At 58.7% G+C, this 26,901-nt stretch carries 21 protein-coding genes; 17 read left to right on the top strand and 4 right to left on the bottom strand.

Annotated elements, in window-relative coordinates:
• Positions 1-72: 72 nt before the first annotated feature.
• Positions 73-1,473, bottom strand: coding sequence for an inorganic phosphate transporter (locus J4D99_RS02245; protein WP_208130055.1), 1,401 nt, complete (start codon positions 1,471-1,473; stop codon positions 73-75).
• A gap of 254 nt (positions 1,474-1,727) precedes the next feature.
• Here J4D99_RS02245 and J4D99_RS02240 point away from each other — a divergent pair, with 254 nt between their 5' ends.
• From J4D99_RS02240 to J4D99_RS02195, 10 genes are all read left to right on the top strand, one after another.
• Positions 1,728-3,239 carry a glycine--tRNA ligase gene (locus J4D99_RS02240; protein ID WP_208130054.1) on the top strand — a complete coding sequence of 504 codons (1,512 nt, stop codon included), beginning with the start codon at positions 1,728-1,730 and terminating at the stop codon, positions 3,237-3,239.
• Positions 3,240-3,292: 53 nt separating this feature from the next.
• Positions 3,293-5,731: an efflux RND transporter permease subunit gene (locus tag J4D99_RS02235; protein WP_208130053.1), complete on the top strand. Its 2,439-nt coding sequence runs from the start codon at positions 3,293-3,295 to the stop codon at positions 5,729-5,731.
• 83 nt (positions 5,732-5,814) lie between these two features.
• Positions 5,815-9,249, top strand: a complete 3,435-nt coding sequence (ileS, locus tag J4D99_RS02230) for an isoleucine--tRNA ligase (protein ID WP_208130052.1) — start codon at positions 5,815-5,817, stop codon at positions 9,247-9,249.
• Between the two features lie 134 nt (positions 9,250-9,383).
• Positions 9,384-10,076 carry a lipoprotein signal peptidase gene (locus J4D99_RS02225; RefSeq protein WP_309509610.1) on the top strand — a complete coding sequence of 231 codons (693 nt, stop codon included), beginning with the start codon at positions 9,384-9,386 and terminating at the stop codon, positions 10,074-10,076.
• Between the two features lie 45 nt (positions 10,077-10,121).
• Positions 10,122-11,924 (top strand): ABC transporter ATP-binding protein, encoded by a 1,803-nt coding sequence (locus tag J4D99_RS02220; RefSeq protein ID WP_208130051.1) that lies wholly within the window; start codon positions 10,122-10,124, stop codon positions 11,922-11,924.
• A 3-nt stretch (positions 11,925-11,927) separates the two neighbouring features.
• Positions 11,928-12,683, top strand: a complete 756-nt coding sequence (locus tag J4D99_RS02215; RefSeq protein WP_208130050.1) for an ATP-grasp domain-containing protein — start codon at positions 11,928-11,930, stop codon at positions 12,681-12,683.
• Positions 12,684-12,788: 105 nt separating this feature from the next.
• On the top strand, positions 12,789-15,290 hold the full coding sequence (gene rnr, locus J4D99_RS02210) for a ribonuclease R (RefSeq protein ID WP_208130049.1): 2,502 nt from the start codon (positions 12,789-12,791) through the stop codon (positions 15,288-15,290).
• Between the two features lie 164 nt (positions 15,291-15,454).
• Positions 15,455-16,426 carry a polyprenyl synthetase family protein gene (locus J4D99_RS02205; RefSeq protein ID WP_208130048.1) on the top strand — a complete coding sequence of 324 codons (972 nt, stop codon included), beginning with the start codon at positions 15,455-15,457 and terminating at the stop codon, positions 16,424-16,426.
• Between the two features lie 11 nt (positions 16,427-16,437).
• Positions 16,438-17,076 (top strand): rhomboid family intramembrane serine protease, encoded by a 639-nt coding sequence (locus J4D99_RS02200; RefSeq protein ID WP_309509609.1) that lies wholly within the window; start codon positions 16,438-16,440, stop codon positions 17,074-17,076.
• 76 nt (positions 17,077-17,152) lie between these two features.
• Complete coding sequence (locus J4D99_RS02195) at positions 17,153-17,425, top strand: PLD nuclease N-terminal domain-containing protein (RefSeq protein ID WP_208130047.1); 273 nt, start codon at positions 17,153-17,155, stop codon at positions 17,423-17,425.
• Positions 17,426-17,512: 87 nt separating this feature from the next.
• Here the strand turns inward: J4D99_RS02195 and J4D99_RS02190 are convergent, their stop codons facing one another.
• Complete coding sequence (locus J4D99_RS02190) at positions 17,513-18,139, bottom strand: hypothetical protein (RefSeq protein WP_208130046.1); 627 nt, start codon at positions 18,137-18,139, stop codon at positions 17,513-17,515.
• 111 nt (positions 18,140-18,250) lie between these two features.
• On the opposite strand from J4D99_RS02190, the gene J4D99_RS02185 reads away from it, so the two are divergent.
• Both J4D99_RS02185 and J4D99_RS02180 read left to right on the top strand, forming a co-directional pair.
• Positions 18,251-19,120 (top strand): glycerophosphodiester phosphodiesterase family protein, encoded by an 870-nt coding sequence (locus J4D99_RS02185; protein ID WP_208130045.1) that lies wholly within the window; start codon positions 18,251-18,253, stop codon positions 19,118-19,120.
• A 186-nt stretch (positions 19,121-19,306) separates the two neighbouring features.
• Positions 19,307-19,693 carry a helix-turn-helix domain-containing protein gene (locus J4D99_RS02180; protein ID WP_208130044.1) on the top strand — a complete coding sequence of 129 codons (387 nt, stop codon included), beginning with the start codon at positions 19,307-19,309 and terminating at the stop codon, positions 19,691-19,693.
• Positions 19,694-19,954: 261 nt separating this feature from the next.
• Here J4D99_RS02180 and J4D99_RS02175 read toward each other — a convergent pair whose 3' ends face one another.
• Together J4D99_RS02175 and recF are read right to left on the bottom strand one after the other, a co-directional pair.
• Positions 19,955-20,272, bottom strand: a complete 318-nt coding sequence (locus tag J4D99_RS02175; protein ID WP_309509608.1) for a DciA family protein — start codon at positions 20,270-20,272, stop codon at positions 19,955-19,957.
• A gap of 97 nt (positions 20,273-20,369) precedes the next feature.
• The gene (gene recF / locus J4D99_RS02170) at positions 20,370-21,497 is read right to left on the bottom strand and encodes a DNA replication/repair protein RecF (protein ID WP_208130043.1); all 1,128 of its coding nucleotides are present in this window, start codon (positions 21,495-21,497) and stop codon (positions 20,370-20,372) included.
• A 76-nt stretch (positions 21,498-21,573) separates the two neighbouring features.
• Here recF and pdhA point away from each other — a divergent pair, with 76 nt between their 5' ends.
• The 5 genes from pdhA to J4D99_RS02145 all read left to right on the top strand — a co-directional run bounded on the left by pdhA (position 21,574) and on the right by J4D99_RS02145 (position 26,883).
• A complete protein-coding gene (gene pdhA / locus J4D99_RS02165; protein ID WP_208130042.1) occupies positions 21,574-22,755 on the top strand; it encodes a pyruvate dehydrogenase (acetyl-transferring) E1 component subunit alpha in 1,182 nt (393 codons plus the stop codon).
• Between the two features lie 94 nt (positions 22,756-22,849).
• Positions 22,850-23,614, top strand: coding sequence for a tetratricopeptide repeat protein (locus J4D99_RS02160; protein ID WP_208130041.1), 765 nt, complete (start codon positions 22,850-22,852; stop codon positions 23,612-23,614).
• Between the two features lie 145 nt (positions 23,615-23,759).
• A complete protein-coding gene (gene ribH, locus J4D99_RS02155) occupies positions 23,760-24,236 on the top strand; it encodes a 6,7-dimethyl-8-ribityllumazine synthase (protein WP_208130040.1) in 477 nt (158 codons plus the stop codon).
• A 188-nt stretch (positions 24,237-24,424) separates the two neighbouring features.
• Positions 24,425-24,808, top strand: coding sequence for a TraR/DksA family transcriptional regulator (locus J4D99_RS02150; RefSeq protein WP_151086662.1), 384 nt, complete (start codon positions 24,425-24,427; stop codon positions 24,806-24,808).
• Between the two features lie 164 nt (positions 24,809-24,972).
• Positions 24,973-26,883 (top strand): pseudouridine synthase, encoded by a 1,911-nt coding sequence (locus J4D99_RS02145; protein ID WP_208130039.1) that lies wholly within the window; start codon positions 24,973-24,975, stop codon positions 26,881-26,883.
• Positions 26,884-26,901 lie beyond the last annotated feature (18 nt).

Raw genomic sequence — 26,901 nt, 5'->3', positions numbered from 1 at the left:
GGCCAAGCCCCCTAGCAAAAAAGCCAACCCTAATCGGGTTGGCTTTTTACGTCTTGCACGGTTTAGAAGGGGCTAGCCGCTGAAGGAGCGGAACAGCAGAAACAGCCCGCCGGCCAGCACCATTGTCACGGGCAGGGTGAGCACCCAAGCCAGCACAATGCTGCGTACCATGTCGGGGTTGATATTCTTAACGCCGCGGCTGGCCACCATGCTACCCGCGATAGATGAGGTGAGCACGTGCGTGGTCGAAGTAGGCAGGCCCGACTGCGTGCTGAAGCCAATCATGGCGGCGGCTATGAGCTCAGAGCTGGCACCCTGCGCGTAGGTGAGGTGCTCCTTGCCAATGCGCTCGCCGATGGTCTTCACGATGCGCTGCCAGCCGATGGTGGTGCCGCAAGCCAGCGAGAGGCTAACCATAAGCAGCACTTGCCAGGGGGCATAGTCGGTAAATTCCTTCATGTGCTTCACGGCATCGTCGTAGGTGGCGTGGTCGGCGGTGCTCAGGCTCACGTTTTCGGAGCCCATGAGCTGCTTGCCACGGTTGGCCAGCAGCAGGATGTCGCGCCGAATCTCGAAGCGGGCATTCTTGGGTAGGTCTTCCACCTTGGTTTTGCCGGCAAACACGCGGTCGAGGTCGGTAGTCTGGGCGCGCATCTGCGTGAGCAGCAGCTGGTCGGCGGCACTCAGCTCGGCGGCGTTCACGCGGTTGATAACGTACTCAACTTTAGAAAGTGAGTCGCGCAAATCAAGCGGGTTCTTCGAATTATCAAGGGCAAAGTGCACGGGCACGATGCCGATAAGAATCAGCATGATGAGGCCCACGCCCTTCTGGCCATCATTAGAGCCGTGGAAGAAGCTTACCAGCGTGCAGGTGCAAATGAGCGTGAGGCGAATGAAGAGGGGCGGCGGGCGGCGCTTGCGCGGCTCTTTAAAGAGGGCCTTGCTGCCAAAGCGCTTGAGCGCAAACATCATCAGGATGGTGAAGGTGAAACCCAGGATGGGGCTCAGCAGCAGGGCTAGCCCGCTCTCGCCGGCCTTACCCCAGTTCACGGCTGCCCCCTTGCCGCCGGGCAGCAGCGAGTAGGCAATGCCCACGCCCAGAATGGAGCCGATGAGCGCATGCGACGACGACGAGGGAATACCGTAGTACCAGGTGCCGATGTTCCAGATAATGGCGGCCACAATGAGCGCGCCCACCATGGCAATGCCGTGGTATACATTCTGGTCCACGAGGCTTTCGACGGGCAGTAGGTACACAATGCCCATCGCCACGCCAATGCCCCCGGCAAACACGCCGATGAAGTTCCAGAAGGCCGACCAGACCACTGCCACCCAGGGCCGCAGCGTGTTGGTGTAGATAACGGTAGCCACGGCATTGGCCGTGTCGTGAAAGCCGTTAACGAATTCAAAAGCGCAGGCGGCTAGCAAACAGACAACTAGCAGCAGCAAAACATGGGGTTCGAGTCCGAACATAAAATAGAAGCCGGAGTAGAGCGCCGGCCCGCAAAATTAACCTATTGTGAAGCTCGCGGCATGTTACCGAATCATTACCGCGGATTTAACTGATTGCGCGGATGTAGCTGCTGAAGAGGGCTGACTAATCGGGCATGAGGCTTTATTAAAAGAGGCTTTAGCTGATTTAATAACTGCGCAGCTGGCCCGCGTCAGTGGGCGTATCTGCGTAATCCGTTCAAGCCGTTTAAATCTGCGGTCTAACTTTGCTGCTTATGAGCAAGCCCACTACGCCCGCTGAAAACCCACAACTCAAAGACATTGTGGCCCACGCCAAGGAATACGGCTTCGTATTCCAGTCTTCCGAAATCTACGACGGCCTAGCCGCCGTGTACGATTACGGCCCCAATGGCGTAGAGCTGAAAAACAACCTCAAGCGCCTGTGGTGGGAAGCCATGACCCAGCTGCACGGCAACGTAGTGGGCATCGACGCGGCCATCTTCATGGAGCCCCGCACCTGGGAGGCTAGCGGCCATGTGGCAGGCTTCAACGACCCGCTCATCGACAACCTCGACAGCAAGAAGCGCTACCGCGCCGACGTGCTCATCGAAGAAAAAGCCGCCGAGTACGAGAAAGCCGGCGACCCCGCGCGCGGTGCGGCCCTTACCGCTGAGCTAGGCCGCCTGCTCACGGCCAACGACCTGGCCGGCGTGAAGCAGCTCATTATCGACGAGAAAATCACGGACCCGCTTTCCGGCTCCAGCAAGTGGACCGACGTGCGCCAGTTCAACCTGATGTTCTCGACCCAAGGCTCGGCCGTGGACTCGGACGCGCCGCCGGTGTACCTGCGCCCCGAAACGGCCCAGGGCATTTTCGTGAATTTCCTGAACGTGCAGAAGTCGGCGCGGATGAAAATTCCGTTCGGCATTGCCCAAATCGGCAAGGCCTTCCGCAACGAGATTGTAGCCCGGCAGTTCATTTTCCGGATGCGCGAGTTTGAGCAGATGGAGATGCAATTTTTTGTGCGGCCTGGCACGGAAGGGGAGTGGTACGAAACCTGGAAGGCGGCCCGCCGCCGCTTCCACGAGGCGCTAGGCCTGCCGGCTGAGAAGCTGCGCTTCCACGACCACGACAAGCTGGCCCACTACGCCAAGGCAGCCGTGGACATCGAGTTTGAGTTTCCCTTCGGCTTCAAGGAAATCGAGGGCATCCACTCGCGCTCTGACTTCGACCTGACCCAGCACCAGAACCTGAGCCGCAAGAAGCAGCAGTACTTCGACAACGACATCGACGAAAGCACCGGCAAGCCCTACGGCAACTACGTGCCCTACGTGGTCGAAACCTCAGTGGGCGCCGACCGCCTGTTCCTGGCCACCATCTGCCAGGCCTTCCAAGAAGAAACCATTACCGAAGGCGAGGGCGAAGCCCAAACCACCAAGCAGCGCACCTTCCTGAAGCTGCACCCGGCGGTGGCACCCATCAAGGCGGCCATCTTCCCGCTGGTGCGCAAGGATGGCATGCCCGAAAAAGCCCAGCAAATTTTCGACGATTTGCGCTTCGATTTCCGCTTGGTAATCGAGGACAAAGACGCCATCGGCAAGCGCTACACCCGCCAGGACCTTATCGGCACGCCTTTTTGTATAGTAGTCGATGGCCAAACCCTGGAAGACGACACCGTGACGGTGCGCCACCGCGACACCCGCGAGCAAACTCGCATGCCCATCAGCGCGTTGCGCGCGTACATCAGCGAAGCCGTGAGCTTTCGCCGGGTGTTTGAAAAATTATAGCCGCCTGGTACTACCTAGCAGAAGGCGGTGTGAATTATTAATTTCAGAAGCTTATGTGGGGACATATTGCCCTCTTTATCATCAAGTTCCGCCGAATTCTGCTGATACTCATTGCCGTTTCGACCCTGGGCATGGCCTGGATAGCGAAGGACGTGCAAATGACCTATGACTTTGCCCAGGTAGTGAGCCCGAAGGACCCCGATATGGTGTACTTCCAGCAGTTCAAGAAAACCTTTGGCGAGGACGGCAACATCCTGGTGCTGGGCATGCAGGACAGCGCCGTGTATAAGCTGCCGCAGTTCCGGCTCTACGACCAGCTCGCTAACGAGCTGGTGAAGGTGCCGGGCGTATCGGGCGTGCTAGGCCTGCCTAAGTTGATTCAGATTCAAAAAGATACCATTCACAACAGCTTCGTAACCGCGCCCGTGTTTGCGAGGCCGCCCACCAACCAGGCCCAGCTCGACTCGCTGATGCGCGTCGTAAACAGCATCGAGTTTTATAAGGGCCAGGTAGTAGCGCCGCGCACTGGGGCCACGCTGCTAGCCGTGACGCTCGACCCCAAGTGGCTGAACTCGGACCGGCGCAAGGAGGTGATGAACAACATCTTGAACCTAAGCACTAAGTTTGAGAAAGAGTCCAAAATCAAGCTGCATTACGCGGGCCTGCCCTACGTGCGCTCGACCATGACGAGCAAGGTATCGGCCGAGATGAAGTTCTTCGCCGGGCTCATGGTGGTGGTGATGGCCATCATTCTATTCGTGTTTTTCCGTACGTGGTCGGCGGTGGTGGTGCCGCTGCTGGTCGTCATTATCGTGATGATATGGTGCGTGGCCACCATCGTGCTGCTAGGGTTCAAAATCAACCTGCTCACGGGTTTGATACCGTCTATCCTGGTGGTTATCAGCGTGCCCAACTGCACGTATCTGCTCTCGCGCTACCACTACGACTACCGCAAATCGGGCAACCAGATATTGGCCATGACGCGGGTAATCCGCAAAATCGGCCTCATCACGCTGGTGAACAACACGACCACGGCCATCGGCTTTTTCGTGTTCACCTTCACCGATATCGCCATTCTGTATCAGTTTGGGCTGGTGGCGACGATTAATATTTTCATCGCCTTCATCATCAGCTTCATCATGATTCCGGCGGTATTTACCTACCTGCCCGGGCCCACCGAGAAGCAGCTGGAGCACCTCGATTCGAAGCCGCTGGTGGGTATTATTCACTTCCTCGACTTCATTGTGCTGCGGCGCCGGCGCACCATTTATATCACGGCCGCGATACTGGTGGGGCTAGCCTCCATCGGGATTTCGCGCATCGAAGCCGTATCATTTATGGTCGATGACCTGCCCAAGCAAAGTTCGGTGAACGAGGATTTGAGTTTCTTCGAAGCGCGCTTTGGCGGCGTGATGCCGCTGGAGTTCGTGGTAGATACCAAGCAGCCCAAGGGCCTGCTGAAGCTGCCCAACCTGCAGAAAATCGACCAGTTCGACAAGTTTCTGCAAGCCCAGCCGGAGTTATCCACGCCCATCAGCATGGTTACGTTTTTGAAGGCGGCCAAGCAAGCCTTCTACAACGGCGACCCGCAGTTTTATAAGCTGCCCGACAACGACGACAAGAATTTCATCCTGAGCTACCTGGCTAATTCGCAGAGCAAAGGCGCCAACTCGACCAGCAAGCTGCTCAAAACATTCATGGACAGCACTCAGCAGCGGGCCCGCATCAGCGTGAAAATCGCGGATATCGGCTCGCACAAGCTGGATACGCTGGTGAATCGGCGCATCGACCCGGCTATCAAGCGCATCTTTGGGGGCACCACTATGGAGGTGCGCCGCACGGGTACCACCGTGATTTTTACCAAGGGCAACGAGTACGTTATCGGTACGCTGGGTGAGAGCCTGATGTGGGCATTCGGGCTGGTAGCGCTAGTGGTGCTGCTGCTGTTTCATTCGGTACGCACCATCTTCTATGCGTTAGTACCCAATATCTTAACGCTGACGCTGACGGCCGGCGTGATGGGCTACTTTGGCATCGCCTTAAAGCCGGCTACGGCGCTGATTTATGTGATAGCGCTAGGCATCGACGGCGACAACTCGATTCACCTGCTGGCCAAGTTCCGGCAGGAGATGGCCATGCCCGGCAAGAGCGTGAGCGAGGCTATCACCAACACGCTGAGCGAGGCTGGGTCGAGCATGTTTTACACCAGCATTGTGCTCTTTATCGGGTTCAGCATCTATGGCTTCAGCGAGTTTGGCGGCACTAAGGCGCTAGGGGTGCTCATGGGTGCGTCGCTGCTGATTACCAACTTCTCGAACCTAGTTTTCCTCCCCGCGCTGCTGGTCACGTTTGAGCGCGGCGGCAGCTGGAAAACGCCCAAAACGGCGCTGGTTTATCACTACGACGAAAACTATCACGAAGAAGATGACGACATCGACCTGAACTTGCAGCGCCTGAGCGTGGAGCAGGGCAAGGCGTTGAAAACGACCTAGATTATTTGCCTGGCTTATGGGTTACCTCACCCCAGCACAAAAAGCTACCAGCTAGCAGCCAATCGCTAACAGCTAACAATAAAATGACTTACCCCGAATACAAGCAGCCGCTCGACTACGCCAAGCTCGCCACCGACGTGCGGGCCTACTGGGACGCCAACGGCATCTTCGAGAAGAGCGTGAGCAGCCGCGAGGGCCAGCCCACGTTCGTGTTTTACGAGGGCCCGCCCTCGGCCAATGGTCAGCCCGGCATTCACCACGTGATGGCGCGGGCTGTAAAGGATATCTTTTGCCGCTACCAGACCCTGCTCGGCAAGCAGGTGCCCCGCAAGGGCGGCTGGGACACCCACGGCCTGCCCATCGAGCTGCAGGTAGAGAAGGAACTGGGCATCACGAAGGAAGATATCGGCCACAAAATCAGCGTAGAGGAGTACAACCAGCGCTGCCGCGAAACCGTGATGCGCTTCAAGGCGCAGTGGGACGAGCTGACTCAGCAAATGGGTTACTGGGTGGACCTCGACGACCCCTACATCACCTTCGAGCCCGAGTACATCGAGAGCTGCTGGGCACTGCTCAAGAAGCTCTACGACAAAGGGTTCCTGTACAAAGGCTATACCATTCAACCGTATTCGCCGGCTGCCGGCACCGGCCTTAGTTCGCACGAGCTGAACCAGCCTGGCACCTACAAGGACGTGAAGGACACGACCATCGTGGCGCAGTTTAAGGTGTTGCGCGATGCGGTGTCGGAGAAGTTGTTCAATGGGCCAGCGTGGGAGATTGAAAACACTGACGTTTTCATCTTAGCTTGGACAACAACTCCTTGGACTTTACCGGCTAACACTGGCCTAGCGGTCGGCAAGAATATCCCTTACGTTCTCGTTCGCACTCGTAACCCCTACACAAAGGAGTTTATTCGAGTAATTCTTGCGAAACAACTGGTAAGCAGATACTTCTCTGAATCAACTCAGATTGGTAAGCCGATTGAGTCAACAGGTTTTTTCTGGGACAGTGAAACGAAGCTTGTTCCTTGGGAAATTGAAGCCGAGTTTACGGGTGCTGACCTAGTAGGTATCCACTACGAGCGCCTGTTCGGTACCGAGGCCGGTTTCCCGCATTTCGAAGGGGAGGAAAACGCTTTCCGAGTTATCGTGGGTGACTTTGTGACGACGGAGGACGGTACGGGTATCGTGCACATCTCGCCCACGTTTGGCGCCGATGACTTCCGGGTAGCGCAGCTCAACGGCATCCCCGCGCTGATGGTGGCCGACGACCAGGGCAAGCTAGGCCCCATCGTGGACCGCACGGGCCGCTACGTGGCCCAAATGGGTGAGTTTGGCGGCCGCTGGGTGAAGAACTACGACGGCCACGACCAGAGCGGCGCCGACTACAAAACGCTGGATGAGAGCATCGCCATTCGGATGCGCACCAATGGCACGGCCTTCAAAACCGAGAAATACGAGCACACCTACCCGCACTGCTGGCGCACCGACAAGCCGGTACTTTATTACCCGCTCGACTCGTGGTTTATCAAGACCACGGCGGTGAAAGACCGGCTCATCGAGCTGAACAAAACCATCAATTGGAAGCCCGAAAGCACTGGCACCGGCCGCTTCGGCAACTGGCTCGAAAACCTGGTAGACTGGAACCTCAGCCGCTCGCGCTACTGGGGCACGCCGCTACCAATCTGGCGCACCCAGGACCGCACCGAGGAAATCTGCATTGGCAGCATCGCTGAGCTAAAGGCGGAGATTGACAAGGCCGTAGCGGCCGAAATCATGACCCATAATCCCTACGCTAACGGCGAAAAAATCGACCTGCACCGGCCTTATGTCGATGATATCTTCCTGGTAAGCCCTAGCGGGCAGCCCATGTACCGCGAGCCCGACCTTATCGACGTGTGGTTTGATTCGGGTGCAGTGCCCTATGCGCAGTGGCACTATCCGTTTGAAAACCAGGAGCTTTTCAAAAAGAACTTCCCCGCCGATTTCATCGCCGAGGGCGTGGACCAGACGCGCGGCTGGTTCTTCACGCTGCACGCCCTGGCGGTGATGCTGGAAGACTCGGTAGCCTTCAAAAACGTGATTGCCAACGGTCTGGTGCTGGATAAAAACGGCAACAAGATGAGCAAGCGCCTCGGCAATGCCGTGGACCCGTTTGCAACCATCGCGCAGTTCGGCCCCGACGCCACGCGCTGGTACATGATTGCCAATTCGCCGCCGTGGGACAACCTCAAGTTTGACCAGGCGGGCGTCACGGAAGTGCAGCGTAAGTTCTTCGGCACGCTGTTCAACACGTACTCGTTTTTTGCGCTCTACGCCAACCTCGATGGCTTCCAAACCAGCGAGTTTGACCGCGTGCCGCTGGCCGAGCTGAGCGAGCTTGACCGCTGGATTCTTAGCAAGCTGCACACGCTGATAGGGGAGGTGCGCGGCCACCTCGACAACTACGACCCCACGAAGGCCGCCCGCGCCATCCAGGAGTTCGTAACCGACCAGCTCTCCAACTGGTACGTGCGCCTGTCGCGCCGCCGCTTCTGGAAAGGCGAATTGACCACCGACAAGCGCGCCGCCTACGAAACCCTGCAGCAGTGCCTGGTGGTGGTTTCGCAGCTGATGTCGCCCATTGCGCCGTTCTTCGGCGACTGGCTCTACAAAAACATGACCGATGGCATGCGTGCCGAGGCCGTGGCCAAAAATACCCCCCTTGCCCCCGAATCGGTGCACCTCACCTTGTTTGCCGAGGCTGATACGGCGCTCATCGACAAGGCGTTGGAGGAGCGGATGGAACTGGCCCAGCGCATCAGCTCGCTCACGCACTCGCTGCGCAAGAAGTCGGTGCTGAAGGTACGCCAGCCCTTGCAGCGCATCCTGGTGCCGGTGCTGAACGACACGACCAAGGAGCAGGTTGGCAAGGTCGAAGACTTGATTTGTGCCGAGGTCAATGTGAAGCACGTGGAGTTTCTGGATGACACGAGCGGCGTGCTGGTGAAGTCGGTGAAACCCAATTTCAAGCGGTTGGGCCAAGTGTACGGCCCGCGCCTGAAGGCCGTGGGTGCCCGCATCCAAACGCTGACCAACGACGAGCTGAGCCAGCTTGAAAAGCAGGGCGAGCTAGCCGTGGAAGTAGAGGGCGAACCCCTCACGCTGCACCTCGACGAAGTCGAAATCCGCACCCAGGACCTGCCCGGCTGGCTCGTAGCCACCGATGGCCCGCTTACCGTGGCCCTTGATGTGACCCTCACCGAAGAGCTGCGCCAGGAGGGGCTAGCCCGCGAGCTGGTCAACCGCCTCCAGAACCTGCGCAAAGATTCGGGCCTCGAAGTGCAGGACCGCATCCAGGTGACCCTAGCCGACAGCGCGCCGGCCGAGCTGCGCGCCGCCGTAGCCGCTTTTGGCGACTACATCCGCGAAGAAGTACAGGCTCTGCGCCTCGATTTTGTGCCCAACGTAGCGGGCGGCGCGGTGCTGGAGTTTGACGACTTCTCGGTGCCTGCTAAAGTAGATGTAGTAACTACCTGATTATGAGACACCCGGCCGCGCTTGAAAATGCGGCCGAGTTTTCCCGCGCACAACCCCTTGCCCAAGCCGTTTTTAAAGGTTCTGAAACCTCGTAATTCGGTATAAAACAGTACAAAGTAACCCGAGTTTCACCTGTGCAGACCGACTTGCCCGTAGATACCTATTCCCAGCCCCAGCGCTACCCGGCGCGGCGCGGCAGTGTGCTGCCTTTTTTCCTGCTAGCCCTCTTTGTTATTGCTATTGACCAATTATCTAAATACTTGGTGCACAAGCATATGCAGCCAGGTTTGGCGGGTGAGGTTCCGCTCATTGGCAATTGGTTTAAGCTGCACTATACGCTGAACCCCGGCATGGCTTTCGGGGTCGAGCTGCTGCCGCCGCCTTATGGCAAGCTGCTGCTCACGGCTTTCCGGCTGCTGGCTGCGGGCGGCATCAGCTACTACATCGTGCGGCTGTGGCGCCAGCGGGCGGCGGCGGGCTTCATTGCCTGCATGGCGCTCATTCTGGGTGGGGCCGTCGGCAACGTCATCGACTCGGTTTTCTACGGTGTTACCTATCATAATGCCCCCTTCGGCTCGCCTACGCCGTGGTTTTTCGGGCAGGTTATCGACATGATTTACGTCGATATCTACGAAGGCTTTTTGCCGGCTTCGTGGCCCATAATGGGTGGGAAGTACGTGTCGCTGTGGCCGATATTCAACCTGGCCGACTCCTCTATCTTCATCGGCGTGGCCCTGATTCTGCTGCTGCAAGGCCGCTTTTTCAAGCAAACCGAGCAGAATACGGCCGCCGCGGCTGCGGTGCCGCCGGCTTCGGAGCCTGCCTAGTAAACTTGCGGCGCGGTACTCACCGCGCCGCTTTTGTTGGTACCCATGTCCTTACTCACCGTTCAAAACCTGACCGTCGATTTTCACTCGCAGCGCGGGCACACCCGGGCTGTGTCCGAGGTATCGCTGACGGTGAATAGGGGGGAGGTGGTGGCGATAGTGGGCGAGTCGGGCTCGGGTAAGTCGGTGACGTCGCTCGCCCTGCTAGGCCTCTTGCAGAAGCCCGCCGCGCACATAGCCAGCGGCACGGCCACGTTCTCCTCGGAGAAGCTGGGAGAAGTAGACCTGCTCAAGCTCACTGAAAAGCAGCTGCAGCAGTTGCGGGGCAACGACATCAGCATGATTTTTCAGGAGCCCATGACCTCCCTGAACCCCGTGCTGACCTGCGGCTACCAGGTGGTCGAAGCCTTGCGCCTGCATACCACCCTGAGCGAAAAGGAAGCCGAGGCGCGCACCATCGAGCTGTTTACCGAAGCGCAGCTGCCGCGCCCGGCGCAGATTTTTAAAGCCTATCCGCACGAGATAAGTGGTGGCCAGAAGCAGCGCGTGATGATAGCCATGGCCATGGCCTGCCGCCCGGCGCTACTTATCGCCGACGAGCCCACCACGGCGCTCGATGTGACGGTGCAGGCACGCATCCTGCAGCTCATCCGCGACCTGCGGCGCGAGTACGGTACGGCAGTGCTGTTCATCACCCACGACCTGGGCGTGGTAGCCGAGATTGCCGACCGCATCATCGTCATGTATCGGGGCAAAGTGGTGGAGCAAGGCTCGGTGCTGGACATCTTTACCAACCCGCAGCACCCTTACACGCGCGGCTTGCTGGCCTGCCGGCCGCGGCTCTCTATCGGCAAAGCGCGGCTGCCGGTGGTAGCTGATTTTATGGAAGTTGATGCGGCTGGCAACCTGGTGGCTAGGCCCATTCTGACTGCTGAAGCGCCCTTAAGGTCTCCTTCGGTGCAGTTACAAACCAATTCTGATACTGCCAAGACGTTTCCCGTGGAACAAAAAGAACGTTCCACGACCGAGGCGCCGCTGCTGCAAGTCGAGAATCTGCGGGTGTATTTTCCGATTCGCAAGGGCTTTTTCTCGCGCACTACTGACTTCGTGCGGGCCGTCGACGATGTGAGTTTTACCATCTATCCAGGCGAAACGGTGGGCCTAGTGGGAGAGTCGGGCTGCGGCAAAACCACGCTGGGCCGCGCCCTGCTGCGCCTCACGGAACCAACCAGCGGCCGCATCCTGTTTGAAGGAACCGACCTGGCCGCGCTGCCCAGCGGCGAGCTGCGCCACCGTCGGCGCGAGTTTCAGCTCGTTTTTCAGGACCCTTACGCGGCCCTGAACCCGATGCTCACGGTGGGCGAGGCCATTCTGGAGCCGTTGCGGGTGCATGGGGTGGGCGGCAGCCGCACCGAGCAAAAGGCCCGGGTGCGCGAGTTGCTGCGCACGGTAGGCCTGAGCGACGACGCGGAGCAGCGCTATCCGCACGAGTTCAGCGGTGGGCAGCGGCAGCGCATTTGCATTGCGCGGGCGCTGGCCTTGCGGCCCAAGCTCATTGTGTGCGACGAGTCGGTGTCGGCGCTAGATGTAAGCGTGCAGGCGCAGGTGCTCAACTTGCTCAACGACCTCAAGCGCGAGCTCGGCATCACCTACCTGTTCATCACCCACGACCTGTCGGTGGCCCGCTTTATGAGCGACCGCCTGCTGGTGATGAGCCAGGGCAAAGTGGTGGAAGGCGGCCCCGCCGCCGAGGTCTACGCGCACCCGCAAAACCCGTATACGCAGCAGCTGCTAGCCGCCATTCCGAGCGACGACCCGGCGCGCATCGCGGCTCGAATCCAAGCTTAATCTATGCATTTCATTTACCCCTGCCTGCCCTATCAGCCGCGTACCGTAGACCCGATGTGGGAGCCGGAGTATGACTGGGCGCGGGCACAGGGGCTAGCTACGGGGCTGGTCGATTTGGACAACGATAACGTCTGGTTTCCCACCCCGGCCCGACCAACGCAGGCGCTTTACCGAGGTTGGATGCTGGATGCCGCCGAATACAACCGGCTAGCCCTATTGCTGCCGCTAGCGGTCTCGCCGGCCGAGTACTTTTCCTCCCACCAAGCAAACGGCTGGTATGAGGCAGTAGCTGCTCACACCTTCCCAAGTCGATTCTTGACTTCGCCAGTGCCATTGGATTTCGCCGCTGGTCGGCGCTATTTCGTGAAAGGCTTGGTAAAATCGTTTGGCAGTAACTCGGTGCTATCGGACCAAAACCAATTAGCTACCTTCTGGCAGCGCCAGGAGTTGGCTACCGGAACGCCGCTGTTTGTGCGCGACTTCATAGACTTAAAACCGGCCTCAGAGCGCCGCTTTTTTGTGGTGCGTGGGCAGGCGGTTGGCGCGCATGGAGCAACGCTGCCTGCCTCCCTTCAGGAAGCCATAGCATTGCTTCAGCCGCGTCTGTTTTACTCTTTCGACGTGGCGCAGACCCTAGCGGGCAAGCTTGTGCTGGTTGAAGTTGGTGATGGCCAAGTATCGGACCTGAAAGAATGGACGGTAGCCGAGTTTGGTACCCGCGTATTGAATGCCCTGGCGGAGGCCAACGTTATCCGCTAAGTTTCTGTTAACCCCTCGACGGATTTTATCCGTTCTACGTTTTTACCCCCGCGTCGCCTCCGTCAATCTTACTCCAAGCTGTCCGGCGACCGTCTTACACTACCCATGAAAAACCCCAAAGACTCTGCTGCCCCCCGCGCCGCTCGCGCGAAGGCTGCTCCCGCCGGCCTCAGCCAGAACCTCGTGTACCGCCAATTTGCCGACAACCCCGGCAAGGTACTGGGCTACCGGCAACTCTCGCGCCGCCTCGGCATCACGACCAAGGACCAGCGCAACGAATTGTTTGACCACCTCAAAGTGTTGCGCCGCGTGGGCCAGATTGAACTGCTTCAGAACGACGAATACCGCCTGGCTAGCCCCACCGACCTGCAAGTAGCCGCCAGTGCCGCCAAGGGCCGGAAAACGGTCTCAAAAGCCGCCCCGGCTGTCGAATTGCTCGAAGGAGAATTTGGCCAGGACCCCATCGTGCACCGGCGCCGCTCGGCGGGCTTCGACCACGTGGGCGATGGCCCCGACCGCCGGCCTAGCCGCGACCCTAATACTATCATCGGTACGGTGGCCCTAGCCACGCCGCGCTTCGCTTTTGTGGTGCGCGAGGATGGGCAGGGCGACGACATTCGTGTCTTCACCGACCAGTTGCGCTATGCGCTAGATGGCGACTTGGTGCGGGTACGCCTGCGGGGCGTGCGCGATGGCCGCGTGACTGGCGACGTGATAGAGGTGCTCAAGCGCCAGCGCCCCGAAGTGGTGGGCCGCCTGCAAGTGCAGGGCTCCATCGGCTTCGTGAAGCCCGACAACCGCAAGGCGTATTTCGACGTGATGGTGCCGCCGCAGGAGCTGGGCGACTCGCGCAACGGCGATAAGGTGCTGGTGCGCATCATCGAGTTTCCGGACCACGAGGGGCAGGGCCGCAACCCGGTCGGTACCATCATCCGCAACTTCGGCGCGGCCGGCCAGAACGAGGCCGAGATAAACGCCATCATGGCCGAGTTCGGGCTGCCGTTTGAGTTTCCGAGCGCGGTGGAGGAAGAAGCCGATGCCATTCCGACGACCATCTCGAAAGAAGAAATTGCCAAGCGCCGCGACTTCCGCGACATCTTAACTTTCACCATTGACCCGGCCGACGCCAAGGACTTTGACGATGCCCTTAGCCTGCGCACCCTGGAGAACGGCCACTACGAAGTGGGCGTACACATCGCCGACGTGACCCACTATGTGCGCCCCGGCACCGAGCTGGAACGCGAAGGCAAGAGCCGGGCTACTTCGGTTTACCTGGTGGACCGCGTGATTCCGATGCTGCCCGAAAACCTTTCGAACGGCCTCTGCTCGCTGCGGCCCAACGAGGACAAGCTGACCTTCTCGGCAGTGTTTGAGATTGACGAAAAGGGCAAAGTGCACGAGTCGTGGTTTGGCAAAACCGTCATTCACTCCGACCGCCGCTTCAGCTACGAGGATGCCCAGGCGCGCATCGAAACTGGCGAGGGCGACTTGGCCGAAGAAGTAAACCTGCTGAACCGGCTCGCCAAGCAGCTCTCGGCGGCGCGCTTCCGCAAGGGAGCCATCAGCTTCGAAACCCAGGAAGTGAAATTCAAGCTGGGCGAGGATGGCAAGCCGCTAGGGGTGTACGTGAAGGAGCGCAAGGACGCGCACAAGCTCATCGAGGAATTCATGCTGCTCGCCAATAAGGGCGTGGCCGAGTACGTTTTCAACAAGAAGAAAACGAAGCCGCGCCTTACGATGGTGTACCGCACCCACGACGCGCCCGACCCCGACCGCCTCGAAAACTTCGCGCTCTTCGCCCAGAAATTTGGCCACAAGCTGAACCTGGCCAACCCCAAAAAAATCAGCACCGAGCTCAACAAGCTCAGCGAAGACGTTGTGGGCCGGCCCGAGCAAAACGTGATTCAGGGGCTAGCCATCCGGAGCATGGCCAAGGCCACCTATACCACCGAGCCGCTAGGGCACTTCGGGCTGGCGTTTGCGCACTACTCGCACTTCACTTCGCCCATCCGCCGCTACCCCGACATGATGGCCCACCGCCTGCTGGAGCACTACCTGGAGGGCGGCAAGAACGTGCCCGCCGAGCCCGTGGAGGAAGAGTGCAAGCACTCATCGGCCCGCGAGAAGCTAGCCGCCAATGCCGAGCGCGCCAGCATCAAATACAAGCAGGTCGAGTACATCGGCGCCCACATCGGCGAGCAGTTCAAGGGCGTGGTGTCGGGCCTTACGGAGCGCGGCATTTACGTCGAGATTGAGGCAAACAAGTGCGAAGGCATGGTGCGTATCTCCGACATTCCGGGCGACACCTTCGAGCTCGATAAGGATAACTATCGCCTGGTGGGCCGCGGCTCGAAGCGCATCATTCAGTTCGGCGACGAGCTGCAGGTCATCATCACCGCGGCCAACCTCCTCGACCGCACCATCGACATGGAGCTGGTCGACGACCGCCCCGAGCACGTGAAGCAGCGCGAGCGCGCCGAGCGCGAAGCCGGCCGCGCCAGCCGTGGCGGTGGCTACCGCGGCGACAAAGGAGGACGAGGCAGCAGCCCGCGCAGCGGCTCCGGTAGCAGCGGCCGAAGCGACAAGGGTGGCAAGCGCCGCCGATAGCCTTCTTAACCTAGCAGCTTTTTCATTTGTCATTGCGAGCGCAACGAAGTGGAGCGCGGCAATCTTTCCTAATCGTTGAGGTAGCAACCCTAGCGTGAAGGAAGGATTGCCGCGCTCCACTTCGTTGCGCTCGCAATGACAATTATCCCCCGACCTTTGCTCCCGTGCAAACTGACCTCTCCGCCCTCCTTCAGCAAGCCTTAAAAGCGCTTGATTACGGCCAGCAGCCGGCCACCCTCTACGACCCCATTCGCTACATCATGGGCCTTGGCGGCAAGCGCCTGCGGCCCCTGCTGACGCTACTCGGCGGGCAGCTCTTCACCGACGAGCTAGCCCCGTTGGTGAAGCCGGCGCTGGCCACCGAGGTCTTCCACAACTTCACACTGGTGCACGACGACCTCATGGACCAGGCGCCCCTGCGGCGCGGCCAGCCCACCGTGCACGAGAAATGGAACGCCAGCACGGCTATCCTTTCGGGCGATGTGATGCTGGTGCGGGCCTACGAGTTGCTCTTCGAAAACGTGCCCCTAGCCGTGCTGCCGCAGGTGCTGCGCCGCTTCTCCCAGACCGCCGCCGAGGTGTGCGAGGGCCAGCAGTGGGACATGAATTTTGAGACCGAAACCACCGTCAGCATTGCCCAATACATTGACATGATTCGGCTCAAAACCGCCGTGCTGCTAGGCTTCGCCCTGGAGCTGGGGGCCGTGCTGGCCGGCGCCAACGCCGACGATGCCGAGCACCTGCGCCAGTTCGGCACCGACATCGGGCTGGCCTTCCAGCTGCGCGACGACTTGCTCGATGTGTACGGCGACGCTGCCACGTTTGGCAAGCGCGTGGGCGGTGACATCATTTCCGACAAGAAAACCTTTTTGCTGCTCACGGCCCAGGCCCAGGCCGATTCGGCCCAGCAAGCCACCCTAGCCAGCCACCTCGGCCAGCCCGTGCGCGATGCCGAGGCCAAAGTGCGGGCCGTGCGCGCCATCTACGACGAGCTCGATATTCGCCCTCAGACCGAGGCGCTCATCAACGAGTACTTCCAGGCCGCCTTGCAGCATTTGGAGCGCGTAGCGGCGCCCGCAGCCCGCAAGCAGCCCCTTCATCACCTCGCGCTCCAGCTCATGGACCGCGAGAGCTAGCCTTATTCCGCGTGCTCAACCCCATTCTTATCCTCATCGGCCTCACGGTCGCCATTTCCGCCTATGCCTGGTCCAACCGCGAACTGCTGGAGGCCTGGATTATGGAGCCCTACGTGATGGCCCGCAACGGGCAGTGGTACCGCCTGCTTACCTCCGGCTTTTTGCACGCTGACTGGGCCCACCTGCTCTTCAACATGTTTGCCTTTTACTCCTTCAGCCCGCTAGTGCTTTCCACGCTGGTTCAGGGCTATGGCACGGGGGCGGGGCTAGCCCTCTTTCTGGGGCTGTATTTGGGCGGCATCATCGTGTCCGATTTGCCTACCTACTTTCAGCACCGCGACGACCGCGGCTACCGCAGCCTGGGTGCTTCGGGCGGCGTGGCGTCGGTGCTATTTGCCAGTATCATGCTTCTGCCGGTAGCGCCTAAAGGGCAAGGCATCATGATTTTTCCGATACCGGTTCCCATTCAGCCTTTTTTATTTGGCTTTCTCTACTTGGCATATTCCTACTTCATGGGCCGCCGGCGGGGCGACAACATCAACCACGATGCGCACTTCTACGGGGCACTTTTTGGGGTGCTTGTTATCATTGCGCTGGTACCCGGCGTGCTGGCCAGTTTCTTCCAGCAAGTGAGTGCTTATCGATTTTAGCACGCGAAAGGTATCCTAGTGAAGGCAAGCTCCGTAAAGGGGGCACATTCCTTCACCATTTCACCTTTTCCTTCACATGAAATCGCTTCGTTCGTTTTCGCAACGGCTGCCGCTGCTGGCCACCTTGCTCCTACCCCTATTGCTGCTCACCGCCAGCTGCTCCCGCTTCAATACCGACGGTAGCCTGGCTCCCTGGGGTATAGCACTTCTTATATTAGACGTATTAGCTATTATCAATGTATTTGGCCAGCCCTGGGACATTGGTAAGAAAATCCTCTGGGCGGCCATCATCTTCTTTTTCCCGTTTGGTGGCCTGCTGATTTATTACTTCTTCGGCCGCAGCCGCTAGGCTAGCCTACACAGCCAAAACCACAAAAAGGGGACCTTGCTATGAGCAAGGTCCCCTTTTTGTGTGTAGTGCCCCAGCCTAGCTCGGTTAGTGACTATTGAGCAAATGGTTTTTTTCGAGCCGGGCTACGCCGGCTACGAGTTCATCGGCGTTGGTAATCTGCTTGGCTTGCCAGTGCCCGTCGGCCTGCTTCAGTAGCTTCACTTCGACGACCATGGTCGTGTCGTAGCGCGGCTGCGAAAACTCCAGCCCTACCAGCGCTTCGTTGCCCTTGTCGGTGCTGTACTTAATGCCTTTAAACTTGCTATCGGGGCTCACCACGCGCCCAGCTAGTCCGAGTAGCGACAGGTTAACCAGCCGCTTGGGAGCAGCGGCTTGGGCGGCCTCCAGCGAGCCCGTTTCCACGTAGCGCTGCACCTCATTGTGCGCCGCTTTTGTCAGCTGGGGCTTCAGCAAGCGCAGGCCGCCGCGCAGGGCTAGCCCCCCGCCTGGCACGAGCGCGGCCAGTACGCCGCTGTGGTCGGCCACATCGTCTACTAGGTGGCTCGTGAGGGCATCCACATCCACGTAGCGCTCGAAGGCTGCTAGGTCGTGCGTTTGCGTGGCGGCGGCCGCCTGTAGCAAGGCATACTCGGGCCCTTTCTTCAGGGAGGTGTAGTAATAATAGCCGCCCGCCGCCAGGGCTAGCAGCACGAATAACAGCAATCGCTTCATTAGAGGTTGTTAAAAAATGGGCACATTGCCCACCAATAGTGTAGCACAAAGAAAGCTACTGGCTCGCTTTGCCCGCTTGGCCGGTTCCTGTTTTGCCGCGTACAATCCGGCATGAATGTTCCTTCTTTCTCGCCTCAGCTAGCCGGCCAACCCGAGGTGCACGGCCACCGGGGCTGCCGAGGCCTTTTGCCCGAAAATACCCTCCCTGCCTTCCTGCATGCCCTGGCCCTAGGCGTCGATGTGCTGGAGATGGACGTCGTGATTTCGGCCGACCAGCAGGTGGTGGTTTCGCACGAGCCCTGGCTATCGGCCCAGCTAGGGCGTGACCCTAGCGGCGCCCTTATCGACCCACTTCACGAGCAGGCACATAACCTCTATCAGTTGCCGTATGCCGCCATTCGGCAGAGCGTGGTAGGGGAGTGGCCTCACCCCGGCTTCCCTACGCAGCACCCTAGCCCAACTTACCGCCCGTTATTGCGTGAGGTGCTACGTGCGGCTGAAGCTGCCTGCATACAGCTCCGCCGGCCGCTGGTAGGCTACTCTATCGAGCTGAAAAGCACTTCCGCTGGCGATACGCTTTTTCACCCACGCCCGGCGCAGTTTGTCGAGCTGGTACTGGCCGAAATACAGAATGCCGCCGTTCAGGCTCGCACTACGCTGCTCAGTTTTGATGTGCGCATCCTGCAAGCAGCCCGGCAGCTAGCTCCCCTACAGCGGTTGTGTCTACTCAACGAAAGCGAGCTGAGTGCGCCTGTGTTAATTGAGCAGCTAGGTTTTGTACCGCAGGTCTACGGGCCCGACTTTCACTTGCTATCGTCCGCCTTGGTGCAGTCGCTACGCGCCACCTATCCCAGCCTTGAGTTGGTGCCCTGGACGGTCAACGAGCCACACGATTTAGAAGAGGTGATGACGTGGGAAATCACTGGCATTACCACCGATTTCCCGAACCGCCTGCTAGCATTATCCGGACGTATCCGGTAGTGTAAAGTGACGTAACGGTGTGTTCGGTGTAACACTTGATTGTTACACCGAACACACCGTTACGGTTTGTATCGTTACATTTTTCTGGTGTATCATTTACTCAACTTGTAATTTCGTGTTCTTCGTGTTGGTTTACACTACTGTATTGCGCATCTTTGTGTTCTCACTTCGTAACGCACAACGCACATGCCTCATCAGGGCGAAATACTGCAGGAAGCTATTAAAAACAGCGGAATTTCCATTACTAGGATAGTGGAAGAACTGGGTATTACACGTCCGACTATTTACCGTAAGTTCAAAGAAGATACACTTGACGCTAATTTTGTACAAAATGTCGGACAGGTTATCGGACACGATTTCTCTAATGACTTTACAGTTGTTCAACAATCAACCTTACCCTTTGTAACATCGATTGCTCGCCATTCTGTTACAAATAGTGTTACACCTCGTGTAACAACTCCCCAAAAGCCCGATTCTGACTTAAATAGCCAACTTTTAACGCTTCAGACTAAGTACATCGCCCTCTTAGAAGCGTATAATGAACTGCTGCTAAAAGTGTATGGGCCCAAGTGATTTAATGTTTCACGTGGAACATTTTTGTTCGTAATGCTGTCCGAAAGCCTAAAAGGAAGGAAAAAACAGGCCTTTTGAGCGCTGGACTGTACCAAGCCTGGGTAGCGGCGCGTGAACAGCTGTAATGCGGCCAAAAGGGCGTAAGCGCCTTGTTCGCGCTGTGCCTGTTGCATTGTCGCATCCACAAAAGCGGTTAGCCGACGGCTAGACGCCCCGGTAGTAGTAAGCCGGTTGCAAGCAGGCTATAGCTTCCTCGGGAGACTAAAGGAACACGACCTCATTTACCACCTGGGTGCCGACCTCAGCATTGAGCATCTCCAGAACGCGGGTCTTGGCCATCACTAGCTCGTGCTTGAGGGGAGCCGAAGTTAGACGCACAAAGAGCTTGCCTTTGCTCACGTAGACTTCCTTAGTTTTGAGCGCAACGGCCTTGCCCATCACGCGCTCCCAGCTAGCCACTACGGTCACTTCATTGAGCTTGCCGCCTAGCCGATAGGCGCGCACCAACGCTTCTAAACCTTCTTTCAGAGGGATGATATCGGCCCGGCGGGCAGTGGGGGAGAGGCTAGGTTTTTTCACGGGAATAAGCTAAACTATTGCGCGAGCTTCCCGGAAAAAACGGCTGCCTTCGCAGCCTCAAAAGTAAGGCCCGAATGGGTGGAAACGGGTTCCGGAATTAGAGTGGCGCCACCTTGCCAGCCTGCACTTCGAAGCGCTGGATGGCGCTACTTACTCCCGCTAGGGCCTGGTCGGTGCGGGTCAGGTTAGTATCGGTTAGAAAGACTTGGCCGAAGGTTTGGTCGGCGACTAGCTGCAGCAGCCGGGCAATGCGCTTGTCATCGAGCCGGTCAAAAATGTCATCAAGCAAAAGCAGAGGCTTGGCGGCAGCAGTACCGGCAGGCAGCGGGCGGTTAGCCAATAGGTCAAACTGAGCGAGCTTGAGCGCGATGGCAAAAGACTTTTGCTGCCCCTGCGAAGCATAGCTTTTAACGGGCAAGCCATCCATTAAAAAGATGAAGTCATCGCGGTGGGGGCCGGTAGTGCTGCGCTGTAGTAGCAGGTCGCGGCGTTCATTAGCTAGCAATAGGTGACGAAAGTTCTGACCAGTCAGCTGGCTCTTGTACTCGACCACTACCTGCTCGCGGCCATCGGCCAGCTGCGCATAATGGCGCTGAAATACGGGTATAAACTGCGCTAAGAAATCGACCCGAAAGGCCGATAAACTTTCTCCTAGGGGGGCTAGCTGGTCGTCTAAGGCTTGTAGATAAAGCGCATCAAAACCGTGGCTGCCGGTGCCCTGCTTGAGCGTGGCGTTGCGCTGCCGCAGCAGGCCGTTATACTGAATTAACAACTCCAGGAAGTCGTGGTCGAGCTGCGACTGTAGGCTGTCGAAGTAGCGCCGTCGGTCTTCACTGCCCTGCCGGATGAGGTCGGTATCGTAGGGGGAAATGAGCACGGCCGGGTAGCGGCCAATGTGGTCGGCCAGCCGGTCATAAGGCTGCTTATCGTGCGTGATGATTTTCTTCTGACCCACCCGCATACTCACCTGGATAGTCTCGGGGCGCTCAAGCTGCGCAGTCGAGAACTTCCCCTTTACTACAAAAAAATCGGCGCCTTGCTTGATGCTTTGCGCATCAGACCCGGCAAAGGCACTCTTGGTAATCGCCAGGTAATGAATGGCATCGAGCAGGTTGGTTTTGCCACTGCCGTTGTCGCCGATAAAGCAGTTGATGCCCGGGCTGAAAGCCAAGCTAGCTTCGTCGTAATTCTTAAAAAACAGCAAGTGGAGCTGGTCGAGCGTCATTCGGGGCGTGGGGGTGAGAGTACGGCAGGTATTACGTAATTTCGCCCTCCCAACGCGAAATTATATACCCCGAATTATGGCGGAGTCGAAAGTAAAGGATGCGTCGAAGGCCGGCGCAAACGGCAGCAAGGCCAACGGCCAAGGAGCGGCAAAAGTAGTGGATGCCGCTACAGGCGTTGAGACAGCTTCACAGCCTGCGGTAGAGGAATTGCCTGATGCGCATAAAGGTGGCAACCCTCCCAACGAGCCCGTGGCTACTTCGCCCGCTCAGCCTGAGTTCCCGAAAGAAACGTACCTGGCGTGGTATGAGCAGATGCAGCTCATGCGCAAGTTTGAGGAGAAAGCCGGCCAGCTTTATGGTCAGCAAAAAATCAAAGGATTCTGCCACCTCTACATTGGCCAGGAGGCTTGCGTAGCGGGCGCCGTATCGGCCCTCGAAAAAGGTGACAAGTATATTACGGCCTACCGCGACCACGCTCACCCGCTAGCCCTCGGTACCTCACCCAATGCCATCATGGCCGAGCTTTTTGCCAAAGCTACTGGCTGCTCGAAGGGCAAGGGTGGCTCGATGCACATGTTCGACAAGGAGGTTGGATTCATGGGCGGCCACGGTATCGTGGGTGGTCAGATTCCGATGGGTGCCGGCATTGCTTTCGCTGAGAAGTATAATAAGACCGGCAAGCTCTGCATCTGCTATATGGGCGATGGCGCCGTGCGCCAGGGTGCCCTGCACGAAGCCTTTAATATGGCTATGTTGTGGAAGTTGCCGGTGATTTTTGTGGTAGAGAACAACGGCTACGCCATGGGCACGTCGGTGCAGCGCACCTCCAACGTGACCGACCTGCACATCATCGCCGAAGGCTACCAAATGCCCAACGAGCCGGTGAATGCCATGAACGTGGAGGAGGTGCACCACGCAGTGGCCCGCGCCGCCGAGCGCGCTCGTGCCGGAGAAGGCCCGACCTTCCTGGAGTTTAAGACCTACCGCTATAAGGGCCACTCGATGAGCGACCCAGCCAAGTACCGCACCAAGGAGGAAGTGGAAGAGTACCGTCACCGCGATACTATTGAAGCCGTGCGCCACACCATCCTCACGCACAACATGGCGACGGAGGACGAGCTAGCCGCCATCGACGAGCGCATAAAGGCGCAGGTGCAGGAGTCGGTTGAGTTTGCTGAGAATTCACCTTATCCCGATGCTGCCGAGCTCTATCATGATGTATATGTGCAGAGCGACTACCCGTATATTCACGACTAGTTTCATCTTTTAACCCGGCCACTTGCCTTAGCGGCCGGGTGGCCCCCAGCGGTGCCGCTAGCCTGCTTAGTGCGCCGCCGAGCTACCTATTATAATGTCTAAGATTCCTTACACCGGCAAAACGCCGGGTGCCCGCCAGCCCATTCGCCCCGTGTCGACCGACCCGCTCGCCCCGGCCGAAGAAAGCTACGTGACCCAAAATCCGCTGCTCGAAGACCCCGATGCTCTGGCTGCTCGCCTGGCTGATTCGGAGGACTTCGTGCGCCGCAATCGCAACCTGTTGCTTGGCATTCTGGTAGTGGTAGTGGCCGCGGTGGCTGGGGCCTTCGGCTACAACTATTGGCGTACCGAGCAAAATACGCAGGCGCAGAACGCCATGTTTAAGGCGGTAGACTACTGGGAAACCGACTCGTTGAACAAGGCGATGAAAGGCGATGGCAAGCACCCTGGCCTGACTAAAGTGGCTAACGAGTATAGCGGCACCAAGGCTGGTAACCTCGCCAACTTCTACGCCGGGGTAGCTGCCCTGAAAGAGGGAAAGTATCAGGAAGCGTATAACTACCTCGACAAGTTTAGCGCCGACGACTACCTCGTGCAATCGCGGGCCTATTCGCTGATGGGTGATGCAAAGCTTGAATTGAACCAACCGAAGGAAGCCGCCGAGCTGTATGCCAAAGCGGCCGACCACAATGCCAACGACCAGTTTTCGCCGGGCTACGTGCTTAAGGAAGGCATCGCCTTGGAAACTGCTAAGGATAATGCGGGTGCTCTTAAGGCCTACGACCGTATCCTGAACGACTACGCAGCCTCGCAGGAGGCTGGCGAAGCCCGGCAGCGTAAGGCGGCCCTAGCCCAGTAATATTACTTTAAACAATACCCAGCGGCGGCGCTTTCCTTCAGCGGAGAGCGCCGCTGTTATTTACTATAAAAAGACTTAGCGGAAATCAGGCTTTCCAAATGGCTAAGTACCGCCTTTGTCTGACGCTCGCAACAACGTAATTCCTATGGCAACTGCCCTTCAAAACCTCAGCTCCTACGACAGCACCAACTTTATCGACATTAGCGAAAAGCGCTTTGGCCTGGTAGTGGCCGAGTGGAACCGTGAGCTAACCGATACCCTCAGCAACGGTGCTTATGAAGCCCTGCTAAAGCACGGTGCCAAAGCTGAGAACATTTTTCGTAATACCGTGCCGGGCAGCTTCGAGCTCACGCTAGGGGCCCAGCTGCTGGCGCAGCACGAGGAGATAGATGCCGTCATCTGCCTGGGAGTAGTAATTAAGGGCGACACTAAGCACGATGACTACATCTGCCATGCGGTAGCACAAGGGCTTACTACAGTTGGCCTTAAGTATAACAAGCCGGTAATATTTGGGCTGGTAACTACCAATACCCTTGAGCAGGCCTGGGACCGGGCCGGGGGGCGCCATGGCAACAAAGGAACCGAAGCGGCTGTGGCTGCCATCCAGATGCTTGGATTCTGAAGGAAGAAGGAAGTTGACGAGGCAAAGCCACTGAAACCGATTACCTTTGCCCCGCGAAACCCATGCGCTGGCGAAAGCTGCGTAGGCGAAGCCGGCCGCTAAGCCAAACTTTTTAGTTAGCTAGGGCGTTGGATTGGCTAGGCTGTGCAGCTAGGGGACGTATTTATTATTTTTTTACTTGTTTTTCGATGACTGAGGAAAACCTCCGCTATTCGCGGGAAGACTTAGCTGAGTTTGACCAGATTATTCAGGAGAAACTTACGGCCGCTCGGAAGGAGCTTTCCTTTATCAAGGAAACCCTGACGCGCAACAACGAATCGGGCACCGACACTACGGCTGCTTCGCTAAAGGTGCTGGAAGATGGCGCCGAAACTGCCGAGAAAGAAAGCCTGAACCAACTGGCTTCGCGCCAGATGAAATTCATTCAGCAGCTTGAAAATGCGCAGCTGCGTATTAAAAACGGCACTTATGGCGTGTGCATCGGCACGGGCAAGCTCATTCCCAAAGAGCGCCTGCGTGCTGTGCCGCACACGCAACACTCGATTGAGGCCAAGCTGGCCCGGCGCGACTAAGCGCGGCCCTTGGCCCATGGCCCGGACCCGTACCTGGCGCTTCGGCGGCCGGCTTGCGGGTCCGGGCTTTTTTTCTTCTAGCTGCCACCTGGCAGTTATACCTACTTACCAGCGCCGGCGGCGCGGGACTATAAGCCAGCAACTAGATTTAGCAAGTATACCAGATGGGAAAGCAACATTTTTCGGAGGACAAGCCAGGCGGCCGGCGCGGCGGGGCCGGCGGCAGCCGTAGCGGCAACGACTCGCGCGGCGGCTATTCGCCCCGCGGGGCTAGCGGCTACAAAGGCAGCCGCCCCGATGGGCGCGAAGGCTACTCGCCCGCTCGGCCCACGTTCGGGCAGGGCAGCGGCAGCAAGTTTGGCGGCCGGCCGGGTGGCAGTGGCTCCGATAAGCCTGGCTTTGGCGACAAGCGCAGCTTTGGCGGTGGCGACCGCCCCGAGCGCGGTGGCTATGGCGAAAAGCGTAGCTACGGCGGCGAGCGGAACCCGGGCGCCTTCGGTGAAAAGCGCTCATTTGGTGGCGAGCGCACTCCCGGGGCTTTTGGCGAGAAGCGCGGCTTTGGTGGCGACCGGGGCGGGGCTGGCAAGCCCAGCTATGGCGACAAGCGCAATTTCGGTGGCGACCGTGATGCCCGCCCCCGGCGCTTCGAGCAGGCGGAAGGTGGGGAGACCCGGAGCCGCGAAGACCGCGGCGAGCGTCCGGCTTACCCGCCCAAGCCCATCTGGCAGGGCCAGCCAGTGCGCTACGAAGGTAAGCCTACCGTGCCGCGTGGCACAGCAGGCGAGCGCAACCGCAAGTTTATAAAAACCAACCCCGACGGCTCGAAGACGGAAGCTGGGCCTAGCGAAGGCCGCAGCTTCGACACCACGCGCCCGGCCTACACCGGCCGCGACGAGCGCCGCTCATTTGAGGAGCGCGGCACGGGCCGGGAGGCTAGCCAGCGCCCCCGCCCCGAGGGCGGCCGCGATGACCGCCGTAGCAGCTACGGCGACCGCCGGCCAGCTGGCGGAGATAGCACCGAGCGCCGCAGCTTCGGCAGCCGCGAAGGCCGCTCTGCTGAGGGTGGGCGCGACGAGCGCCGTAGTTTTGACAACGACCGCAGTGCCGGCCGTGAGCGCACGGAAGGCGCCTTCGGCAAGCCACGCAGCTATGGCGAGCGCCCAGCCAACACGGGCGGCACCTTCCGTGAGCGCCGCGAGGCTATGCGTGAGGCCCAGAGCGGCCCGCGCCGCGGCACCGGCTACGGTGCCAAGAATGGAGATAGCCAACCGGTAGGCCAGGCGCCCGACTATAAAAACCTCAAGCATTACGAAAACGACAAGACGCGTGGCAACAAGCGCCGCGCCAGCGAAGAAGATTTCGGCAATGAAGAGATGCGCCTGAACCGCTACATCGCCAACGCCGGTATTTGCTCGCGCCGCGAGGCTGATGCACTCATTGCATCGGGCGAAATCCGGGTAAATGGGGAAGTGGTAACCGAGATGGGCTACAAGGTGCAGCCTACCGACACCGTGCAGTACGGCAAAACAAACCTCAACCGCGAGAAGCTGGTGTATGTGCTGCTGAACAAGCCCAAGGACTTTCTTACCACGACCGACGACCCCGAAGGCCGTAAAACGGTGATGTCGCTGGTGGCAACGGCCTCGAAAGAGCGCATTTTCCCGGTGGGTCGCCTCGACCGCAATACTACGGGCCTGTTGCTCTTCACCAACGATGGGGAGGTGGCGCAGAAGCTTTCGCACCCTTCGCACAAAAACAAAAAAATCTACCAAGCCGAGCTCGACAAGCCCCTCACCGCTGAGCACCTGGGCCAGATTGCGGCGGGCCTGGAGCTGGAAGATGGCAAGGCAGAAGTAGATGATGTGGCCGTGGTAGCGGGCAACCCGCACTTCGTCGGTATTGAGCTACACGTGGGCCGCAACCGCATTGTGCGCCGCATTTTTGAGCACCTCGGCTACGACGTAGTCGCTCTTGACCGTGTGCAGTATGCGGGCCTTACCAAGAAAGACCTGCCGCGCGGCAAATGGCGCTTCCTGACTGAGCAGGAAGTTATTCGCCTGAAGTATTTTATGTAAGTGCTAACAGCTTGCAAA

The organism is Hymenobacter sp. BT559 (assembly GCF_017571525.1).
GTDB classification, from domain to species: Bacteria; Bacteroidota; Bacteroidia; order Cytophagales; family Hymenobacteraceae; genus Hymenobacter; species Hymenobacter ginsengisoli.
The sequence above is the reverse complement of the archived record's forward strand: the minus strand, read 5'-3'. Positions and strand labels throughout refer to the sequence as shown.

What these genes read in the sequence shown, in the direction of transcription:
- J4D99_RS02215 (WP_208130050.1), top strand. Translation starts at nt 11,928, where the DNA reads ATGCATTTCATTTACCCCTGCCTGCCCTATCAGCCGCGTACCGTAGAC.
- ribH (WP_208130040.1), top strand. Translation starts at nt 23,760, where the DNA reads ATGGCAACTGCCCTTCAAAACCTCAGCTCCTACGACAGCACCAACTTT.
- J4D99_RS02160 (WP_208130041.1), top strand. Translation starts at nt 22,850, where the DNA reads ATGTCTAAGATTCCTTACACCGGCAAAACGCCGGGTGCCCGCCAGCCC.
- recF (WP_208130043.1), bottom strand. Translation starts at nt 21,497, where the DNA reads ATGACGCTCGACCAGCTCCACTTGCTGTTTTTTAAGAATTACGACGAA.
- J4D99_RS02180 (WP_208130044.1), top strand. Translation starts at nt 19,307, where the DNA reads ATGCCTCATCAGGGCGAAATACTGCAGGAAGCTATTAAAAACAGCGGA.
- ileS (WP_208130052.1), top strand. Translation starts at nt 5,815, where the DNA reads ATGACTTACCCCGAATACAAGCAGCCGCTCGACTACGCCAAGCTCGCC.
- J4D99_RS02235 (WP_208130053.1), top strand. Translation starts at nt 3,293, where the DNA reads ATGTGGGGACATATTGCCCTCTTTATCATCAAGTTCCGCCGAATTCTG.
- J4D99_RS02145 (WP_208130039.1), top strand. Translation starts at nt 24,973, where the DNA reads ATGGGAAAGCAACATTTTTCGGAGGACAAGCCAGGCGGCCGGCGCGGC.
- J4D99_RS02150 (WP_151086662.1), top strand. Translation starts at nt 24,425, where the DNA reads ATGACTGAGGAAAACCTCCGCTATTCGCGGGAAGACTTAGCTGAGTTT.
- J4D99_RS02245 (WP_208130055.1), bottom strand. Translation starts at nt 1,473, where the DNA reads ATGTTCGGACTCGAACCCCATGTTTTGCTGCTGCTAGTTGTCTGTTTG.
- J4D99_RS02190 (WP_208130046.1), bottom strand. Translation starts at nt 18,139, where the DNA reads ATGAAGCGATTGCTGTTATTCGTGCTGCTAGCCCTGGCGGCGGGCGGC.
- J4D99_RS02195 (WP_208130047.1), top strand. Translation starts at nt 17,153, where the DNA reads ATGAAATCGCTTCGTTCGTTTTCGCAACGGCTGCCGCTGCTGGCCACC.
- pdhA (WP_208130042.1), top strand. Translation starts at nt 21,574, where the DNA reads ATGGCGGAGTCGAAAGTAAAGGATGCGTCGAAGGCCGGCGCAAACGGC.
- J4D99_RS02220 (WP_208130051.1), top strand. Translation starts at nt 10,122, where the DNA reads ATGTCCTTACTCACCGTTCAAAACCTGACCGTCGATTTTCACTCGCAG.
- J4D99_RS02240 (WP_208130054.1), top strand. Translation starts at nt 1,728, where the DNA reads ATGAGCAAGCCCACTACGCCCGCTGAAAACCCACAACTCAAAGACATT.
- J4D99_RS02185 (WP_208130045.1), top strand. Translation starts at nt 18,251, where the DNA reads ATGAATGTTCCTTCTTTCTCGCCTCAGCTAGCCGGCCAACCCGAGGTG.
- rnr (WP_208130049.1), top strand. Translation starts at nt 12,789, where the DNA reads ATGAAAAACCCCAAAGACTCTGCTGCCCCCCGCGCCGCTCGCGCGAAG.